At 67.8% G+C, this 15,957-nt stretch carries 14 protein-coding genes; 7 read left to right on the forward strand and 7 right to left on the reverse strand.

Annotated features, from left to right (window positions below):
* Positions 1-48 precede the first annotated feature (48 nt).
* On the reverse strand, positions 49-1,662 hold the full coding sequence (locus IAI54_RS08315; protein WP_187971898.1) for a tannase/feruloyl esterase family alpha/beta hydrolase: 1,614 nt from the start codon (positions 1,660-1,662) through the stop codon (positions 49-51).
* A 185-nt stretch (positions 1,663-1,847) separates the two neighbouring features.
* On the opposite strand from IAI54_RS08315, the gene IAI54_RS08320 reads away from it, so the two are divergent.
* The gene (locus tag IAI54_RS08320; RefSeq protein ID WP_187971899.1) at positions 1,848-2,237 is read left to right on the forward strand and encodes a TfoX/Sxy family protein; all 390 of its coding nucleotides are present in this window, start codon (positions 1,848-1,850) and stop codon (positions 2,235-2,237) included.
* On the opposite strand, the gene IAI54_RS08325 is transcribed toward IAI54_RS08320, so the two are convergent.
* On the reverse strand, positions 2,230-3,123 hold the full coding sequence (locus IAI54_RS08325; protein ID WP_187971900.1) for an alpha/beta fold hydrolase: 894 nt from the start codon (positions 3,121-3,123) through the stop codon (positions 2,230-2,232). The two genes, IAI54_RS08320 and IAI54_RS08325, sit on opposite strands and share 8 nt — an antisense overlap.
* A 227-nt stretch (positions 3,124-3,350) precedes the next feature.
* Here IAI54_RS08325 and IAI54_RS08330 point away from each other — a divergent pair, with 227 nt between their 5' ends.
* Positions 3,351-4,562, forward strand: coding sequence for an NADP-dependent isocitrate dehydrogenase (locus tag IAI54_RS08330; protein WP_187971901.1), 1,212 nt, complete (start codon positions 3,351-3,353; stop codon positions 4,560-4,562).
* Positions 4,563-4,631: 69 nt separating this feature from the next.
* Here the strand turns inward: IAI54_RS08330 and IAI54_RS08335 are convergent, their stop codons facing one another.
* From IAI54_RS08335 to recA, 3 genes are all read right to left on the reverse strand, one after another.
* A complete protein-coding gene (locus IAI54_RS08335; RefSeq protein WP_187971902.1) occupies positions 4,632-5,846 on the reverse strand; it encodes a cyclic nucleotide-gated ion channel in 1,215 nt (404 codons plus the stop codon).
* Between the two features lie 8 nt (positions 5,847-5,854).
* On the reverse strand, positions 5,855-8,524 hold the full coding sequence (gene alaS, locus IAI54_RS08340) for an alanine--tRNA ligase (protein WP_187971903.1): 2,670 nt from the start codon (positions 8,522-8,524) through the stop codon (positions 5,855-5,857).
* Positions 8,525-8,708: 184 nt separating this feature from the next.
* Positions 8,709-9,797: a recombinase RecA gene (gene recA / locus IAI54_RS08345; RefSeq protein WP_187971904.1), complete on the reverse strand. Its 1,089-nt coding sequence runs from the start codon at positions 9,795-9,797 to the stop codon at positions 8,709-8,711.
* 273 nt (positions 9,798-10,070) lie between these two features.
* Between recA and IAI54_RS08350 the strand changes: the two genes are divergently transcribed.
* Positions 10,071-10,988: a pseudouridine-5'-phosphate glycosidase gene (locus IAI54_RS08350; protein ID WP_187971905.1), complete on the forward strand. Its 918-nt coding sequence runs from the start codon at positions 10,071-10,073 to the stop codon at positions 10,986-10,988.
* 82 nt (positions 10,989-11,070) lie between these two features.
* On the opposite strand, the gene IAI54_RS08355 is transcribed toward IAI54_RS08350, so the two are convergent.
* Both IAI54_RS08355 and IAI54_RS08360 read right to left on the reverse strand, forming a co-directional pair.
* Positions 11,071-11,721 (reverse strand): YiaD family glycine zipper/OmpA-like lipoprotein, encoded by a 651-nt coding sequence (locus IAI54_RS08355; RefSeq protein WP_187971906.1) that lies wholly within the window; start codon positions 11,719-11,721, stop codon positions 11,071-11,073.
* A 106-nt stretch (positions 11,722-11,827) separates the two neighbouring features.
* Positions 11,828-12,259 carry a Fur family transcriptional regulator gene (locus tag IAI54_RS08360; RefSeq protein WP_187971907.1) on the reverse strand — a complete coding sequence of 144 codons (432 nt, stop codon included), beginning with the start codon at positions 12,257-12,259 and terminating at the stop codon, positions 11,828-11,830.
* Between the two features lie 168 nt (positions 12,260-12,427).
* Between IAI54_RS08360 and IAI54_RS08365 the strand changes: the two genes are divergently transcribed.
* The 4 genes from IAI54_RS08365 to IAI54_RS08380 are packed head-to-tail and all read left to right on the forward strand — an operon-like array spanning position 12,428 to position 15,946.
* The gene (locus tag IAI54_RS08365) at positions 12,428-13,312 is read left to right on the forward strand and encodes a metal ABC transporter substrate-binding protein (protein WP_187971908.1); all 885 of its coding nucleotides are present in this window, start codon (positions 12,428-12,430) and stop codon (positions 13,310-13,312) included.
* Positions 13,309-14,247 carry a manganese/iron ABC transporter ATP-binding protein gene (locus tag IAI54_RS08370; protein ID WP_187971909.1) on the forward strand — a complete coding sequence of 313 codons (939 nt, stop codon included), beginning with the start codon at positions 13,309-13,311 and terminating at the stop codon, positions 14,245-14,247. The genes IAI54_RS08365 and IAI54_RS08370 overlap by 4 nt, the downstream gene beginning before the upstream one ends.
* Positions 14,248-14,285: 38 nt before the next feature.
* Positions 14,286-15,107 (forward strand): metal ABC transporter permease, encoded by an 822-nt coding sequence (locus IAI54_RS08375; RefSeq protein WP_275403617.1) that lies wholly within the window; start codon positions 14,286-14,288, stop codon positions 15,105-15,107.
* A complete protein-coding gene (locus tag IAI54_RS08380) occupies positions 15,104-15,946 on the forward strand; it encodes a metal ABC transporter permease (protein WP_187971911.1) in 843 nt (280 codons plus the stop codon). The genes IAI54_RS08375 and IAI54_RS08380 overlap by 4 nt, the downstream gene beginning before the upstream one ends.
* Positions 15,947-15,957 lie beyond the last annotated feature (11 nt).

The following is a 15,957-nucleotide window of genomic DNA, read 5'->3' on the forward strand; positions in this document are numbered from 1 at the left end:
GACCCATGCCACGACCGGCCGCCGAACGGAATGGCTTTCGTGCGGCGGCTAGGGCTGGCACACGAAATTGGCCGCGTCCTGCGGGTCGCCAGAGCCTGTGTAGCGGGCATGGGTCGGGTACGGGCAGAGCGGGCGCGTGCGCCCGTCGAAGGCCGGACCGGAGGCGACGACGGTCGCCGGCGCCGCGCCATTCTCCACCCATTCGACGAGCGGTGAGAGCAGGTCGAAGCGGTCGAGCCCGGCCGGGCCACCGCGGCAATGGCCCATTCCCGGCACGAGGTAGAGCTGCGCCCAGTCCTCCATCGGCACCGTGGTCTTCGTGCCGGCCTTCACGCGGCCGAAGAAGTCGATCGTGTCGTTGGCGGAAAACCAGGGATCGCTCATGCCGTGGAAGACCATGATCTTGCGGCCGTCGGCGGCAAAAGAACTCAGGTCGGTCCACTGGTCGACATTGATCAGGCGCTGCTGCGGATCGGCGATGTCGGCCTTCTCGACAGCGGCGTCGACGTCGAAGTCCGTCGCCGCGTTCTTGAACTGGCGATTGCGCTCGTCGTCGAAGCGCAGCAGGCCGGGGATCGGGTCGGTCGTGCTCATCACCCCGGTGTCGAAGGGAAAGCCGACATAGGCCGCCCTGCCCGAGGCGTCGAGCGTCGGCGCGAAGGTCATGGCCACCACCTCCGCCTGCTCGGCCGTGAGGCAGCCCTCCGTCGCGGTGCCCCGGCAGACCAGCGTCGCGGGGTCGAAGCTGCAGGCCTGGGTGTTCTGGATCATTCCGTCCTCAAGACCGTCGAGGCCGTCGCAGGCCTTCAGGATGCCGTCGAGCACAAGCGTGCGGTCGGCATCGGAGAAGGCGGCGGACTTGTCCGGTGCGCCGTCGGCGCCGGCCGGCGAAATCCGGTTCATGGCCACCGCCTTGGCGGCGAGCGCCATGTTGGAGCGGCTGGTGCGCATGGCGGGCGCGCCCGAGATGATGCCGTCGAAGAGTGTCGGGAAGCGCTGCGCGGAGGCGAGCCCCTCGCGCCCGCCGGTGGAGCAGCCGGCGAAATAGGAATGGTCGGCGGGACGGCCGTAGTAAGCCTCCACGATCGCCTTGCCGAGACCGGTCGCCTTCTCCACCGACCACCCGGCGAAATTCAGCGTGGCGATCTGGTCGGCCTTGAAGGAGCCGTCCCAGACCTCGCCCTTGTGGCCGCTGTCGTGCGAGAGCACGGCGAAGCCGCGCGCCAGCGCGGGGCGGTCGCCGGCCGCCGTGTCGCCCGCCGGTGGCCGCACGACGCCGTTCAGGCCGCCGCCGCCCTGGACCAGGAAGCGGCCCTGCCACTCGTCGGGCAGCGCGATGGCGAAACCGATGGCGTAGGGTTTGCCGTCGGCGCCGGTGCGGTGCTCGAAGGATCCCTGCACCAGGCAGTGCGGCACCGGGCCGTCGGCGACGTGGGTCGCGCCGTCGATCGTCAGGTCGTAGCCGGACAGCGACAGGCCGGCCGCCGCCGCGCAATCCGCCGCGCCCTCGGCCCGGGCGGGCAGCGCGAATGCGGCGACGCCGGCGCGCAGCGCGGCGGCCGTGCCGGCGCGCAGCGCGGCGGCCGTGCCGGCGCGCAGCGCGGCGGCCGTGCCGGCGCGCGTAGCGGCTGCGGCCCGGCACGTCATCGATCTCGTGGTCATGTGGTTCATCTCCTCCATCGTGCCGGCGCGGCCGGCGGCGGGATTCCGCCAATCATCAGGGTCCCTGTCAACCTCTTTTCCACGGTGTGGCCGCCAGTGTCCGGAGCGACGGTGCGCGGGCTTGCGCGGGTCGGGGCTGCATGCCACGAATCCCGCGCGCCACGGCAGGATCCGGAGCCCCCGTCATGACGAACGACCTCGCAGACCGCGTCCGCGAACGCCTCGGCCACCGCAACGGCGTGTCGGAGGTGCGCATGATGGGCGGGCTGTGCTTCCTGCTGCACGGCAACATGCTGGTCGGCACGATGAAGAACGGCGATCTCCTGGCGCGCGTCGGACCCGAGGGCCATGCGGCGGCGCTGGCGCGGCCGGGCGCAGGCGCGATGCTCTTCACAGGGCGCGCGATGAAGGGCTTCGTGGTGGTGGCCGCCGACGCGCTCGACGACGACGCCCTCGACGACTGGCTGTCGACCAGCCTCGCCTTCGTCGAGCCCTTGCCGCCGAAAGAGAAGAAGGCGGCGGAGAAGCGACCGGCTGCGCGGAAGCCCGCTCGGCGCAAGACGCCCGTCAGCTGACGAAATCGGCAATCGCGCGGGCGACGTCGGCCGGCTTCTCGTGCAGGATCCAGTGGCCGGCGCCCGCGACGCGCTTCACCGTCAGGTCGGGCGCGAAGCGGTCGAGGCCTCCGAGGCACGCAGGCCGCAGCGCCTCGTCGGCCTCGCCCCAGACGACGAGATGCGGCATTGAAACCGTGACGCGCTCGGCCGGTACCGTCAGCAGCGGCGCGTCGCCGGCCGGCTCGTCCGGACGCGGCACGAGGATGGGCGAGGATGTGTACCAATGCAGCATCGCCTCCATCGCGCCCGGTTGCGCCCAGGCGGCGCGATATCCGGCTGCGCTCTCGGGCGTCAGCCAGTCGGTGCGCGAGAAGCCGGCGAGCATCTTCATGGTGCGGGCGAAATCGTTCTGCGCCATCCGCGCGGCCGCGCCAGGGGCGCGCAACGTATGGAAATACTGGCTGGCGGACCGCTGGCCCTCGTCCTCCAGGATCGCGCGCTGGAAGCAGACCGGATGCGCGCCGTTGGCGATGACGAGATGGGTGAGGCGCAGGGGATGTGAAAAGGCATAGGCATAGGCGACGGAAGCACCCCAGTCGTGACCGGCAAGGACGAAGGGCCGGTCGGGGGACAGATGGTCGGCGAGGGCCGCCAGGTCGGCCACCATGTTGCGGGTGCGATAGGCCTCCTCCCCCTTCGGCTTGAAGGAGAGGTTGAAGCCGCGCTGGTCCGGCGCGACGAGGAAGAACGCGTCGGCGAGTTCCGCCATGACTCCGCTCCACGCCGCCCAGTACTCCGGAAAGCCGTGCAGGCAGAGGATCAGTGGCCGGGACGGATCGCCGGCCGCGGCATAGTGCAGGCGCCCCTCGCCCGTATCGAAGGAGCCGAAATCGAACATCGCCATGGATCGTCCTCCCGTGCGGTCGAATCCGCTGCCGTCCCGTCGCCGGACCACTATGCGCAACGCTTCGCACGCTGTCCAATTCCGGCTCCGATGCCGTCGAAAGGCTTGCGCCGCTTCACTTTTGGTAGCGTTTGCGCCCCCCGGTCGCCTTTGCTATAGCGTGCCGCATTCCTTCAACCGCGGGGCCAGACGACCGTCCCGCCTCCCCGAACGCGAGGCTTTTCCCGATGTCGAAAATCAAGGTGGCCAATCCCGTCGTCGAACTCGATGGCGACGAGATGACCCGCATCATCTGGCAGTACATCAAGGACAAGCTGATCCACCCCTATCTCGACGTCGACCTGAAGTACTACGATCTCGGCATCGAGCACCGCGACGCGACCAACGACCAGGTGACGATCGATTCCGCCAACGCGATCGCACAGTACGGCGTCGGCGTGAAATGCGCGACGATCACGCCCGACGAGGCACGGGTGGAAGAGTTCGGGCTGAAGAAGATGTGGCGCTCGCCCAACGGCACGATCCGCAACATCCTCGGCGGCACCATCTTCCGCGAGCCGATCATCATGAAGAACGTGCCGCGGCTGGTGCCGGGCTGGACGAAGCCGATCGTGGTGGGCCGCCACGCCTTCGGCGACCAGTACCGCGCCACCGACTTCAAGTTCCCCGGCAAGGGCAAGCTGACGATCAAGTTCGTCGGCGACGACGGCACCACGATCGAGCACGAGGTGTTCGACGCGCCGGGCTCGGGCGTCGCCATGGCGATGTACAACCTCGACGAGTCGATCCGCGACTTCGCCCGCGCCTCGCTGAACTACGGCCTGCTGCGCGGCTGGCCAGTGTACCTGTCGACCAAGAACACCATCCTCAAGGCCTATGACGGCCGCTTCAAGGACATCTTCCAGGAGATCTACGAGAAGGAGTTCGAGGCGGAATTCAAGGCCAGGAAGATCTGGTACGAGCACCGCCTGATCGACGACATGGTGGCGGCGAGCCTGAAATGGTCGGGCGGCTACATCTGGGCCTGCAAGAACTACGACGGCGACGTGCAGTCCGACACCGTGGCGCAGGGCTTCGGCTCGCTCGGCCTGATGACCTCGGTGCTGATGACGCCGGACGGCAAGACGGTGGAGGCCGAGGCCGCGCACGGCACGGTGACGCGCCACTACCGCCAGCACCAGAAGGGCGAGGAGACCTCGACCAACTCGATCGCGTCGATCTTCGCCTGGACCCGCGGCCTCGCCCACCGGGCCAAGCTCGACGACAATGCCGAACTGAAGCGCTTCGCCGACACGCTGGAGAAGGTGTGCGTGCAGACGGTCGAATCCGGCTTCATGACCAAGGATCTGGCGCTGCTGATCGGCCCCGACCAGCCCTGGCTGTCGACCACCGGCTTCCTCGACAAGATCGACGAGAACCTGCAGAAGGCGATGGGCTGAGACCCGCGTCTCCCCATCTCGCGGAGCGGGCTCGCGCAAGCGGGCCCGTTTTCATGAGGGCCGCACGGCTCAGCCCGCAGCGTCCCGCCGCTCCCGGGCGACGGCCGCGATCGAGTCGGCGATGTCGGGGCGTCTCTCCATCAGGCCGCGCAGGTCCGACGCGTCGAGGACGAGAAGCTTGGTGTGCTGGATGGCCCGGACGGTGGCGCTGCGCGCACCGTCCTTCAGCATGGCGGATTCGCCGAAGAACTGGTGCTCGCCGAGCGAGACCTCCCTGCCGGGCAGTTCCACTGCCACCCGGCCGGACGCGATGAAGAACATGGTGGTGGCCGGATCACCCTTGCGCACGATCACTTCGCCGGGTTCGGCCGAGACCGAACTGAGATACTGCATGATGTCGAGGATCTCGGACGCGTTCAGCCGATCGAACAGCGGCACACGCGCCACCATTCCCCAGGTCACGACGAACTCCCGGCGCTGGATGACCTGCGCGAAGGATGTCGCGAGAATTCCGATCGGCAGCGCCAGCATGACGATGCCGGCGAGCGCAGAGATCGTGGCGACGATCTTTCCCACCGGCGTCACGGGAACGGCGTCGCCGTAGCCGACCGTCGTGAGGGTGATCATCGCCCAATAGAGAGCGTCGGGCACTGTGCCGAACTTGTCGGGCTGGACGTCTCGCTCCAGCAGGTGCATGAGCGTGGCGCTGACCAGCGCGACCGTGACGATCAGCATGAGGCAGGTCAGCAGGGCCGCCCGCTCGCTGCGGATCGCATCGATCAGCGATCGCGCGCCCGGCGAATAGCGCGTCAGCTTGAAGAAGCGGAGAATGCGCAACGCCAGCAAAGTCCTGACGTCGATGAGCCCGAGCAGGTTGAGATAGAACGGCGCGACCGCCGCCAGATCGATGATCGCGCCGGGCGATGCCATCCATCGGAGCCGGGCCCGCCAGGGCGACAGGTGCCGGTAGGGCAGATCCTCGACCACGCTCCAGAGACGAAGCAGATATTCCGTCGTGAAGCAGAAGACGGAAGCAAACTCGATCGCTTCGAACAGGACGTGCCATGTGCGGCCCAGCCCAGGCACCGTTTCCAGCACCGAGGCCAGCACGGAGACGACGATCAGCGCCATGATGGCGCGCTGCAGGACGAGGCCTGCGCGCAGCTGCGTTCCGTTTTCGAGCAGCGCGTGGATCGTCGCGCGGGCGCGCGACCTGCGGCCTCCCGGTGCGCTCGCTCCCGCACCGCGCGAGAGTTTTCCCGGACGCGGCGCGGATGCGATCATGACACCGATCAGTCCCCCTTCGCGAGAGCCTTCCTTACCGCATCGACGGCGTCCGCGCCACGGCTGCCGTCGGGGCCGCCGGCCTGCGCCATGTCGGGCCGCCCGCCACCGCCCTTGCCACCGAGCGCCTCGGACGCCGCGCGAACCAGGTCCACGGCGCTGAATCGGCCGACCAGGTCGGGTGTCAGGGCGACGACGACGCTCGCCTTGCCCTCGTCGTCGGCGCTGACGAACACGACCACCCCGGAGCCGAGCGACGTCCTCGCCTCGTCGGCGAGAGGCTTCAGATCGCGGGCGCCGACGCCGTCGACGACCTTTCCGACGAAGCCTACACCATTGACGGTCTCGGCGCCCTGCCCGGCATTGCCGCCCGAACCGCCCCCGAGCGCGAGCTTCTTGCGGGCGTCCGCCAGTTCCTTCTCGAGCCTGCGACGCTCCTCCACGAGCGCCTCGACGCGAGCTGCCGCGTCGGCGGGCGAAACCTTCAATGTCGAGGCGATCGCCTTCAGACGGCGATCCTGCTCGTCGAGATGACGCCTCGCCGCCTCGCCGGTCACGGCTTCCAGTCGCCGCACCCCGGCCGCGACCGCGCCCTCGGATACCACGCGCACCAGCCCGATCTCGCCGGTCGCGCCGACATGCGTGCCGCCGCAGAGTTCGGTGGAATAGGATTTACCGGCCTTTTCGCCGTCGATTGCCGTGCCCATCGACACGACCCTCACCTCGTCGCCGTATTTCTCGCCGAACAGCGCCATGGCACCCTCGGCGATCGCGTCGTCGACGGCCATCAGGCGCGTGGTCACCGGACTGTTCTGGAAGACGATCGCGTTCGCCAGAGCCTCGACCGCCTCGAGTTCCTCGGCCGCGATCGGCTTCGGGTGCGAGAAATCGAAACGGAGCCGGTCCGGCGCGACGAGCGAGCCCTTCTGCGCGATGTGGGTCCCGAGCTTTTCGCGCAGCGCCTCGTGCAGGAGATGCGTCGCCGAATGGTTGGCCCGCAGCCTGGCACGTCTCGCATGGTCGACTTCCATCGAAACCGCTGCACCGGGCCGCACGGTGCCGCTGCGCACGATGCCGGAATGCACGAAGAGGCCGTCGACCTTCTTCTGCGTGTCGGTGATCGTGACCGCGAAACCCTCGCCGTGGAAAGTCCCCGTATCGCCCTGCTGGCCGCCGGATTCGCCGTAGAACGGCGTCTGGTTGACGACGATCTGCACCGTTTCGCCCTCGCCGGCGCTGTCGACGAGCGACCCTTCGCGAACGATGGCCGCGATCACGCCTTCGGCCTTCTCGGTGTCGTAGCCGAGAAACTCGGTGGCGCCAGCCTTGTCCTTCACCGAATACCAGATCGTCTCGGCGGCGGCCTCGCCGGATCCCGCCCAGCTCGCCCGGGCCTCGGCCTTCTGGCGTTCCATGGCCGCGCTGAAGCCGTCGGTATCGACCGAGATGCCGCGCTGACGCAGCGCGTCCTGCGTCAGGTCGAGAGGAAAACCGTAGGTATCGTAGAGCTTGAAGGCGGTCTCGCCGTCGAGCCTCGCGCCCGCGACCATGCCCTCGGTGGCATCCGACAGGAGGCCGAGCCCGCGTGTCAGCGTCGTGCGGAAGCGCTTCTCCTCGAGCTTCAGCGTCTCGGTGATCAGCGCCTCGCCGCGCACGAGTTCCGGATAGGCCTGGCCCATCTCGCGCACCAGCGCCGGCACCAGCCGCCACATCAGCGGCTCGGCCGCTCCGAGCAGCTGGGCATGGCGCATGGCGCGCCGCATGATGCGCCTGAGCACGTAGCCGCGCCCCTCGTTGGAGGGCAGCACGCCGTCCGCGATGAGGAAGCTCGCGGCGCGCAGGTGATCGGCGATGACGCGGTGGCTCGCCCGGTTCTTTCCTTCCGCCGGCACGCCCGTCGACTCGACCGACGCGCGGATCAGCGCCTTGAACAGGTCGATGTCGTAATTGTCGTGCTCGCCCTGAAGCACCGCAGCGATGCGCTCCAGCCCCATGCCCGTGTCGATCGAGGGCCGCGGCAGCGCCACGCGCTCCTCCTTCGTCACCTGCTCGAACTGCATGAAGACGAGGTTCCAGATCTCGATGAAGCGGTCGCCGTCCTCGTTAGGGCTGCCGGGCGGACCACCGGGGATGCCCTCGCCGTGGTCGTAGAAGATTTCCGAGCAAGGGCCGCACGGGCCGGTATCGCCCATCGCCCAGAAATTGTCCGAGGTGGCGATGCGGATGATGCGGTCGTCGGAGAGTCCGGCGATCTTCTTCCAGTGGCCCGCCGCCTCGTCGTCGGTATGGTAGACGGTCACCAGGAGGCGACCGGGGTCGAGGCCGAACTCCTTGGTGATGAGGTTCCAGGCGAGTTCGATGGCGACGTCCTTGAAATAGTCGCCGAAGGAGAAATTGCCGAGCATCTCGAAGAAGGTGTGATGGCGCGCGGTGTAGCCGACGTTGTCGAGGTCGTTGTGCTTGCCGCCGGCGCGCACGCATTTCTGCGAGGTGGTCGCCCGCGAATAGGGCCGCTGCTCGATGCCGGTGAAGACGTTCTTGAACTGCACCATGCCGGCATTCGTGAACATCAGCGTCGGGTCGTTGCGCGGTACCAGCGGGCTCGACGCGACGATCTCGTGACCGTTCTTCCGGAAATAGTCGAGGAAAGCCGACCGGATTGCGTTGACGCCACTCATTTCGATGCCTTCTCAAGGAAAACCGGGGTGCCCGGCAGCCGAACGGCTTCTTATCGGCTGGCCGCGCGAGTGTCCAGAAAGACGGCGCGCCCTCCCGCCGCCTGCGTCGCCCCCGCGCCAACGAAAACGGGCCGCCGGGGGAAGACCGGCGGCCCGAAGACTGCAATGGGGGCTCGTTCGCGGATCAGGCCTCCTCGGCCATGTCCCCGCCGTCGTCGTCTTCCGGACCACCGTCGAGCAGCTTCTCGGCGATGAGCCCGGCGCTCTGCCGCAGCGCCTTCTCGATCTCGTTGGCGAGTTCCGGATTGTCCTTCAGGAACTGCTTGGCGTTCTCGCGCCCCTGGCCGAGACGCTGGGAATTGTAGGAGAACCAGGCACCCGACTTCTCGACGATGCCCGAGGTGACGCCCAGATCGACCAGTTCGCCCGTCTTGGAGATGCCGGACCCGTAGACGATGTCGAACTCGACCTGCTTGAAGGGCGGCGCCAGCTTGTTCTTGACCACCTTGACGCGGGTCTGGTTGCCGGTGACCTCGCCGCGCTCCTTGACCGAACCGATGCGGCGGATGTCGAGACGCACCGAGGCGTAGAACTTGAGCGCATTGCCTCCGGTGGTCGTCTCGGGCGACCCGAACATGACGCCGATCTTCATGCGGATCTGGTTGATGAAGATGACCATCGTGTTGGAGCGCGAGATCGACGCGGTGAGCTTGCGCAGCGCCTGGCTCATCAGACGGGCCTGCAGGCCCGGCAGCGAATCGCCCATCTCGCCCTCGATCTCGGCGCGCGGCGTCAGCGCCGCCACCGAATCGACCACCAGCACGTCGATCGCGCCGGAACGCACCAGGGTGTCGCAGATCTCGAGCGCCTGCTCGCCCGTGTCCGGCTGCGAGATCAGGAGGTTCTCCAGGTCGACGCCGAGCTTGCGGGCATAGACGGGATCGAGCGCATGCTCGGCATCGACGAAGGCGCAGATGCCGCCCTTCTTCTGAGCTTCGGCCACCGTGTGCAGCGCAAGCGTCGTCTTGCCCGAGCTTTCCGGACCGTAGATCTCGATGATGCGCCCCTTGGGAAGTCCGCCGACGCCGAGCGCGATGTCGAGACTGAGCGATCCGGTCGACACCGTCTCGATCTCCACGATCTGCTCGTTGCGGCCGAGCCGCATGATCGAGCCCTTCCCGAAGGCGCGCTCGATCTGCGACAGCGCCGCGTCCAGAGCCTTGCTTTTGTCCACCGATTTTTCCTCGACCAGCCGCAATGAGTTCTGAGCCATGATACATTACCCCTCGATCGTCAATGAAGTCCGGCCGCCTTGCCGCCTGAGATCCTATGTACTCTTTTTGTTCTCCTTTTGCAAGCGCTCGTCGCTCCAGCGATTTCAGAGACTTGACCATGAGGTTCGCGTGATGTTCCCATCGCCCGGCTCCGAGGGGCATTCCAGGCAGGGCCGGGCCGGGGCCGCGGCGCCGGGCGAATCGGCGGGCTCCCCTTGCACGCACCGCCGGCGGGGTGGCAAGACGCGGGCGGACAAAGGAGTTTCAGGCTCATGACCGATATCGCCCGGCCCTTCACCGACGTCTCCGCGCCCGTGGCCGCCGCCCTCGCCGAGGGCCGTCCCGTCGTGGCGCTCGAGAGCACGATCGTCACCCACGGCATGCCTTTTCCGCAGAACGCGGAAATGGCCGCGCGGGTGGAGGCGATCATCCGCGACGAGGGCGCCGTCCCGGCGACGATCGTGGTCGTCGAAGGCAGGCTCAAGGTCGGCCTCTCGGCCTCGGAGCTCGTGAGCCTGGCCCGCGTTTCGGGCGCCATGAAGCTGTCGCGTGCCGACCTCGCCTTCGCCGTGGCCGAAGGACGCACCGGCGGAACGACGGTCGCCGCCACCATGATCGCGGCCGCAGCCGCCGGCATCCGCGTCTTCGCGACGGGCGGAATCGGCGGCGTCCACAAGGGCGCGGAGACGAGCTTCGACATCTCGGCCGATCTCGACGAACTCGCCCGCACGCCGGTGATCGTTGTCTCGGCGGGTGCCAAGGCGATCCTCGACATCGAGAAGACGCTGGAGGTTCTGGAGACGCGCGGCGTTCCGGTGGTGGGCTACGGTACGGACGTGATGCCCGCCTTCTGGTCGCGCGGATCGCGCTTCGGGGCACCGCTGCGTCTCGACAGCGCCGAGGCGATCGCCCGCTTCCAGAGAACGCGGACGGCGCTCGGCGTCGCGGGCGGCATGCTCATCGCCAATCCGGTGCCGGCGGCGTCGGAAATCCCCGAGGCCGAGATGGCGGTCCATATCGAGGCCGCGCAACGCGATGCCGTGGAACGGCGCGTCTCCGGCAAGGCCGTCACGCCCTTCCTGCTCGCCCGGATCCTCGAACTGACGCAGGGGCGGAGTCTCGAAACCAACATCGCGCTCGTCGAGAACAATGCCCGCCTGGCGGCCCGCATCGCCGCCGCGCTGGCCTGACACGCGGCCGTCGACGACATGTCTTCCAACGAAAAATCCCGCCGGCGGGGCGGGATTTCCCTCGTGGATGAAGGCTCCCCGATCAGGTGATCGGTGCGAGCCGGATCTCGACGCGGCGGTTGGCCGCCCGTCCGTCGGGCGTGGCGTTCGAGGCGATCGGCTGGGTCTCGCCCAGACCGAGGATGGAGAAGCGGCGCTGGTCGACACCCTGCGCGCCGAGATAGTTGGCGACCGAAAGCGCGCGGCGCTGCGACAGGCCGAGATTGTAGTTGTCGTCGCCCGTGGAATCCGTGTGGCCGTAGACGTCCACGATGGTCCGGTTGAACTTGGTGAGCACCAGTGCCACCGAGTTCAGGGTTCCGTAGAAGGAGCCCTTGATCGCATCCTGGTCGGTGTCGAAGGTGATGTTGGAGGGCATGTTGAGGATGATCTGGTCGCCCTGGCGGGTGACGCTGACGCCGGTCCCCTGCAGCTGCTGGCGCAACTGCGCCTCCTGCTGGTCCATGTAGCCGCCGATCGCGCCGCCGGCGAGCGCGCCGATGCCGGCGCCGATCAGCGCGTTGCGGCGGTCGTCGCCTCCGGCCAGCACGCCGAGGCCGGCACCTGCGAGCGCGCCGAGGGCCGCGCCGCCGGCCGTGTTCGAGATCTTCTGCTGGCCGGTATAGGGGTCGGTCGTGCAGGCGGCGAGCCCGAAGCTGGCCACGCAGACGGCGGCCATCATGGTCTTGTTCATCGAAATCCCTCTCCTTGGTGCGCGGGTGGGCGCGGCCCCCCGGTAGCCTCGATGGCCGTCTATTGTCGCGAATTGCGGCGAAAAGCGGATCGCGGCGCGTGCGGCCTCACTTCTTGCGCCGTCTGCGCCCGTAGAGCTCGAGTCGGTGATGCAGGATGTCGTAACCGAGCTCGCGGGCGATCTCGTCCTGCAGCTTCTCGATCTTGTCGGAACGGAACTCGATGACGTCCCCCGTCTCGACGTCGATCAGATGGTCGTGATGTTCCTCGCCGGCATGCTCGAACCTGGAGGGTCCGCCGGCGAAGGCATGCCTCTGTATCGCGCCGTGCTCCTCGAGCAGCTTCATCGTCCGATAGACGGTCGACAGCGAGATGCTGGGGTCCAGCGCCGCGGCCCGGCGAAAGATCTCGTAGGCGTCCGGATGGTCTTCCGTCCCCGACAGGATCTCCAGGATGGTCCGCCGCGGACGCGTGATGCGGACCCCCGCACGCCGGAGTTCCGCCTCGTAGTCCACCTTGTGCTTCTGTTCCGACGTCATGGGCGGACTATGGTCCAGATGACAACCGTTTGCAAATGGCCGTGCGCGGCCTCTAATTGCAAATGATTTGCATTTGCGTTGACATCGCGGAAAATCGATCTATCTTCCCTGGGAGAAAGCGCCCCGCGGCGGATCGGCCGCCGCCGGAAGCAACGGATCCCGAGACCCATGCTGCGAACGCTTGCCATTGCCGTCCTCGCCCTCGTCACGAGCTTCGGAGCCGCCGCCGCGGACGACCGGCTCAAGGTCGTCACCACCTTCACCGTCATCGCCGACATGGCGCGCAACGTCGCAGGCGATGCGGCCACGGTGGAATCGATCACCCGCCCCGGCGCGGAAATCCACAACTATCAGCCGACGCCCGGCGACATCCTGAAGGCGCAGGATGCCGACCTGATCCTCTGGAACGGGTTGAACCTCGAACTCTGGTTCGAGCGCTTCTTCACCAATCTCCGCGACGTCCCCTCCGCGGTCGTGTCGGAAGGCGTGGTGCCCATGTCCATCGGCGACGGCCCCTACGCGGGAAAACCCAACCCGCATGCCTGGATGTCGCCGTCGGACGCGCTGATCTACGTCGACAACATCGCCAAGGCGCTTGCCTCCGCCGATCCGGCCAATGCGGCGACCTACGAGGCGAATGCGGCGGCCTACCGTGCCCGTATCGAGGCGGCGATCACGCCGATCCGCGCGCAGCTGGCGGCCATTCCCGAGGAGCGGCGCTGGCTCGCCACCAGCGAAGGCGCCTTCAGCTACCTGGCGCGCGATTTCGGGCTGAAGGAACTCTATCTCTGGCCGATCAACGCCGACAGCCAAGGCACGCCGCAGCAGATCCGCCGCGTCATCGACGTGATGCGCGCCGAGCGGGTGCCGGCGATCTTCAGCGAGAACACCGTATCCGACAAGCCGGCACGGCAGGTCGCCCGCGAGACCGGCGCGGCCTATGGCGGCGTTCTCTACGTCGATTCGCTTTCGGAAGCCGACGGCCCGGTGCCGACCTATCTCGACCTGCTGCGCATAACGGCAGAAACCATCGCGAAAGGCCTCACCGAGTGAACGCACCAGCCAGGGTCCAGGCAGACGAAGCGCCGCCCGGGATCGTAGCCAGCGACATCGCCGTGACCTACCGGAACGGGCACACGGCGCTTTCCGACGTCAGTTTCTCCATCCCGCAGGGGTCGATCACGGCGCTGGTCGGGGTCAACGGCAGCGGCAAGTCGACCCTCTTCAAGGCCATCATGGGCTTCGTGCCGCTGTCGCGGGGCTCGGTCTCCATCCTGGGCCAGCCGGCCGGCCGCGCCCGCGACCGCAACGCCGTCGCCTATGTTCCCCAGGCCGAGGAGGTCGACTGGAACTTCCCCGTCCTGGTCGAGGACGTGGTGATGATGGGCCGCTACGGCCACATGAATTTCCTGCGCATTCCCCGTCGCGCCGACAAGGACAAGGTGGCCGCCGCGCTCGACCGGGTCGGCATGACGGCATTCCGCAAGCGCCAGATCGGCGAACTCTCGGGGGGACAGAAGAAGCGCGTCTTCCTCGCCCGCGCGCTGGCCCAGGAGGGCCGTGTCATCCTCCTCGACGAGCCCTTCACCGGCGTCGACGTCACCACCGAGGAAGCGATCGTCACGCTGCTGCGCGATCTGCGCGCGGAGGGGCGCGTCATGCTGGTCTCCACGCACAACCTCGGCAGCGTGCCGGAGTTCTGCGACCGCGCCATCCTCGTCAACCGCACCGTGCTGGCGGCCGGCCCGACGAGCGAAGTCTTCACCCGCGCCAATCTGGAAGTCGCCTTCGGCGGCGTGCTGCGCCACTTCGTGCTCGGGGGCGCCGACCTGCACGACGACGCCGACAGGCGCCAGGTCACCGTCATCACCGACGACGAACGGCCCTTCGTGTTCTACGGCGAGGAAGGCGTCGACGGTGCGGCGGCGAGCCGGTCGGCGCAGGCCCCGGGCGACGCGAGGCCCTCGGCACCCGAGGAACGGGGCTGACCGTGGACCTGCTGCTCGAGCCCTTCTCCTACGGTTACATGGTCAACGCGATCTGGGTCAGCGCGCTGGTCGGCGGCGTCTGCGCCTTTCTGTCGGCCTACCTGATGCTCAAGGGCTGGTCGCTGATCGGCGACGCGCTGTCCCATTCCATCGTGCCGGGCGTCGCGGGCGCCTACATGCTGGGCCTGCCCTTCTCGCTCGGTGCCTTCCTGTCGGGCGGGCTGGCGGCCGGCGCCATGCTGTTCCTCAACCAGCGCACCAAGCTGCGCGAGGACGCCGTGATCGGCCTGATCTTCACCTCCTTCTTCGGGCTGGGCCTGTTCATGGTGTCGCTGTCGCCGACCTCGGTGAACATCCAGACCATCGTGCTCGGCAACATCCTCGCGATCACGCCCGAGGACACGCTTCAGCTCGTCATCATCGCCGGCGTCTCGCTGGTCGTGCTGCTCGCCAAGTGGAAGGACCTGATGGTGGTCTTCTTCGACGAGACGCATGCGCGGTCCATCGGCCTCAACCCCTTCGTGCTCAAGGCCGTCTTCTTCACGCTGCTGTCGGCCTGCACCGTCGCCGCCCTCCAGACGGTCGGCGCCTTCCTCGTCATCGCGATGGTGGTGACGCCGGGCGCGACGGCCTATCTGCTGACCGACCGGTTTCCGCGGCTGATCGCGGTGTCGGTCGCCGTCGGTTCCATCTCGAGCTTCGCGGGAGCCTACCTGTCCTATTTCCTGGACGGCGCGACCGGCGGCATCATCGTGGTGCTGCAGACGCTGGTCTTTCTCGCGGCCTTCGTCTTCGCGCCCAAGCACGGCATGCTGGCTGCCCGCCGCAAGGCCCGCGCGACCCTGGCGGAGGGCGCATGATCGACCAGCTGCTCCTGCCTTTCGCGTTCCCCTTCATGCAGCAGGCCTTCGCGATCGCGCTTCTGGTCGCAGCACCCATGGCATTGCTGTCGACCTTCCTGGTGCTCAAGGGCTGGTCGCTGATGGGCGACGCCATCAGCCATGCCGTGCTGCCGGGCATCGTCATCGCCTACATCGTCGGCATCCCGCTTGCGGTCGGCGCCTTCGCGGCGGGAATGATCTGTGCCCTGGGGACCGGATTCCTCAAGGAGAACAGCCGGGTCAAGGAAGACACGGTGATGGGGGTCGTCTTCTCCGGCATGTTCGGGCTCGGGCTCGTGCTCTATGTCGGCATCCAGACCTCGGTGCATCTCGACCACATCCTGTTCGGTGACATGCTGGGCGTCACCTGGCGCGACGTCGCCGAAAGCGGCGTCATCGCCGCCCTCGTGTCGGGTCTCCTCCTGCTGCGCAGGCGCGACCTGCTCGTGCTGGCCTTCGACCCCCAGCATGCCCGTGCCATCGGGCTGCCGGTCAGGCTGCTGCATTACGGCCTGCTGGCGATCCTGTCGCTGACGATCGTCGGCGCGCTCAAGGCCGTCGGCATCATCCTCGCCATCGCCATGCTGATCACGCCGGGCGCCACCGCCTTCCTGATCGCCCGCCGCTTCGAGACGATGATGGCGATCTCGCTTGTCGTCTCGCTCACGGCCTCCTTCCTCGGCGTCTACCTGTCCTTCTTCATCGACAGCGCGCCCGCGCCGACCATCGTCCTCCTGATGACCGCCGCCTTCGTGCTGGCCTTCATCCGCGCGCGCATGTCCGCCGCCCGCACGGCGGCGCGTGCCGCGACGCCCTGAGGCATGGCGGC

The sequence above is a fragment of the Aquibium microcysteis genome (genome assembly GCF_014495845.1).
Classification (GTDB): Bacteria; Pseudomonadota; Alphaproteobacteria; order Rhizobiales; family Rhizobiaceae; genus Aquibium; species Aquibium microcysteis.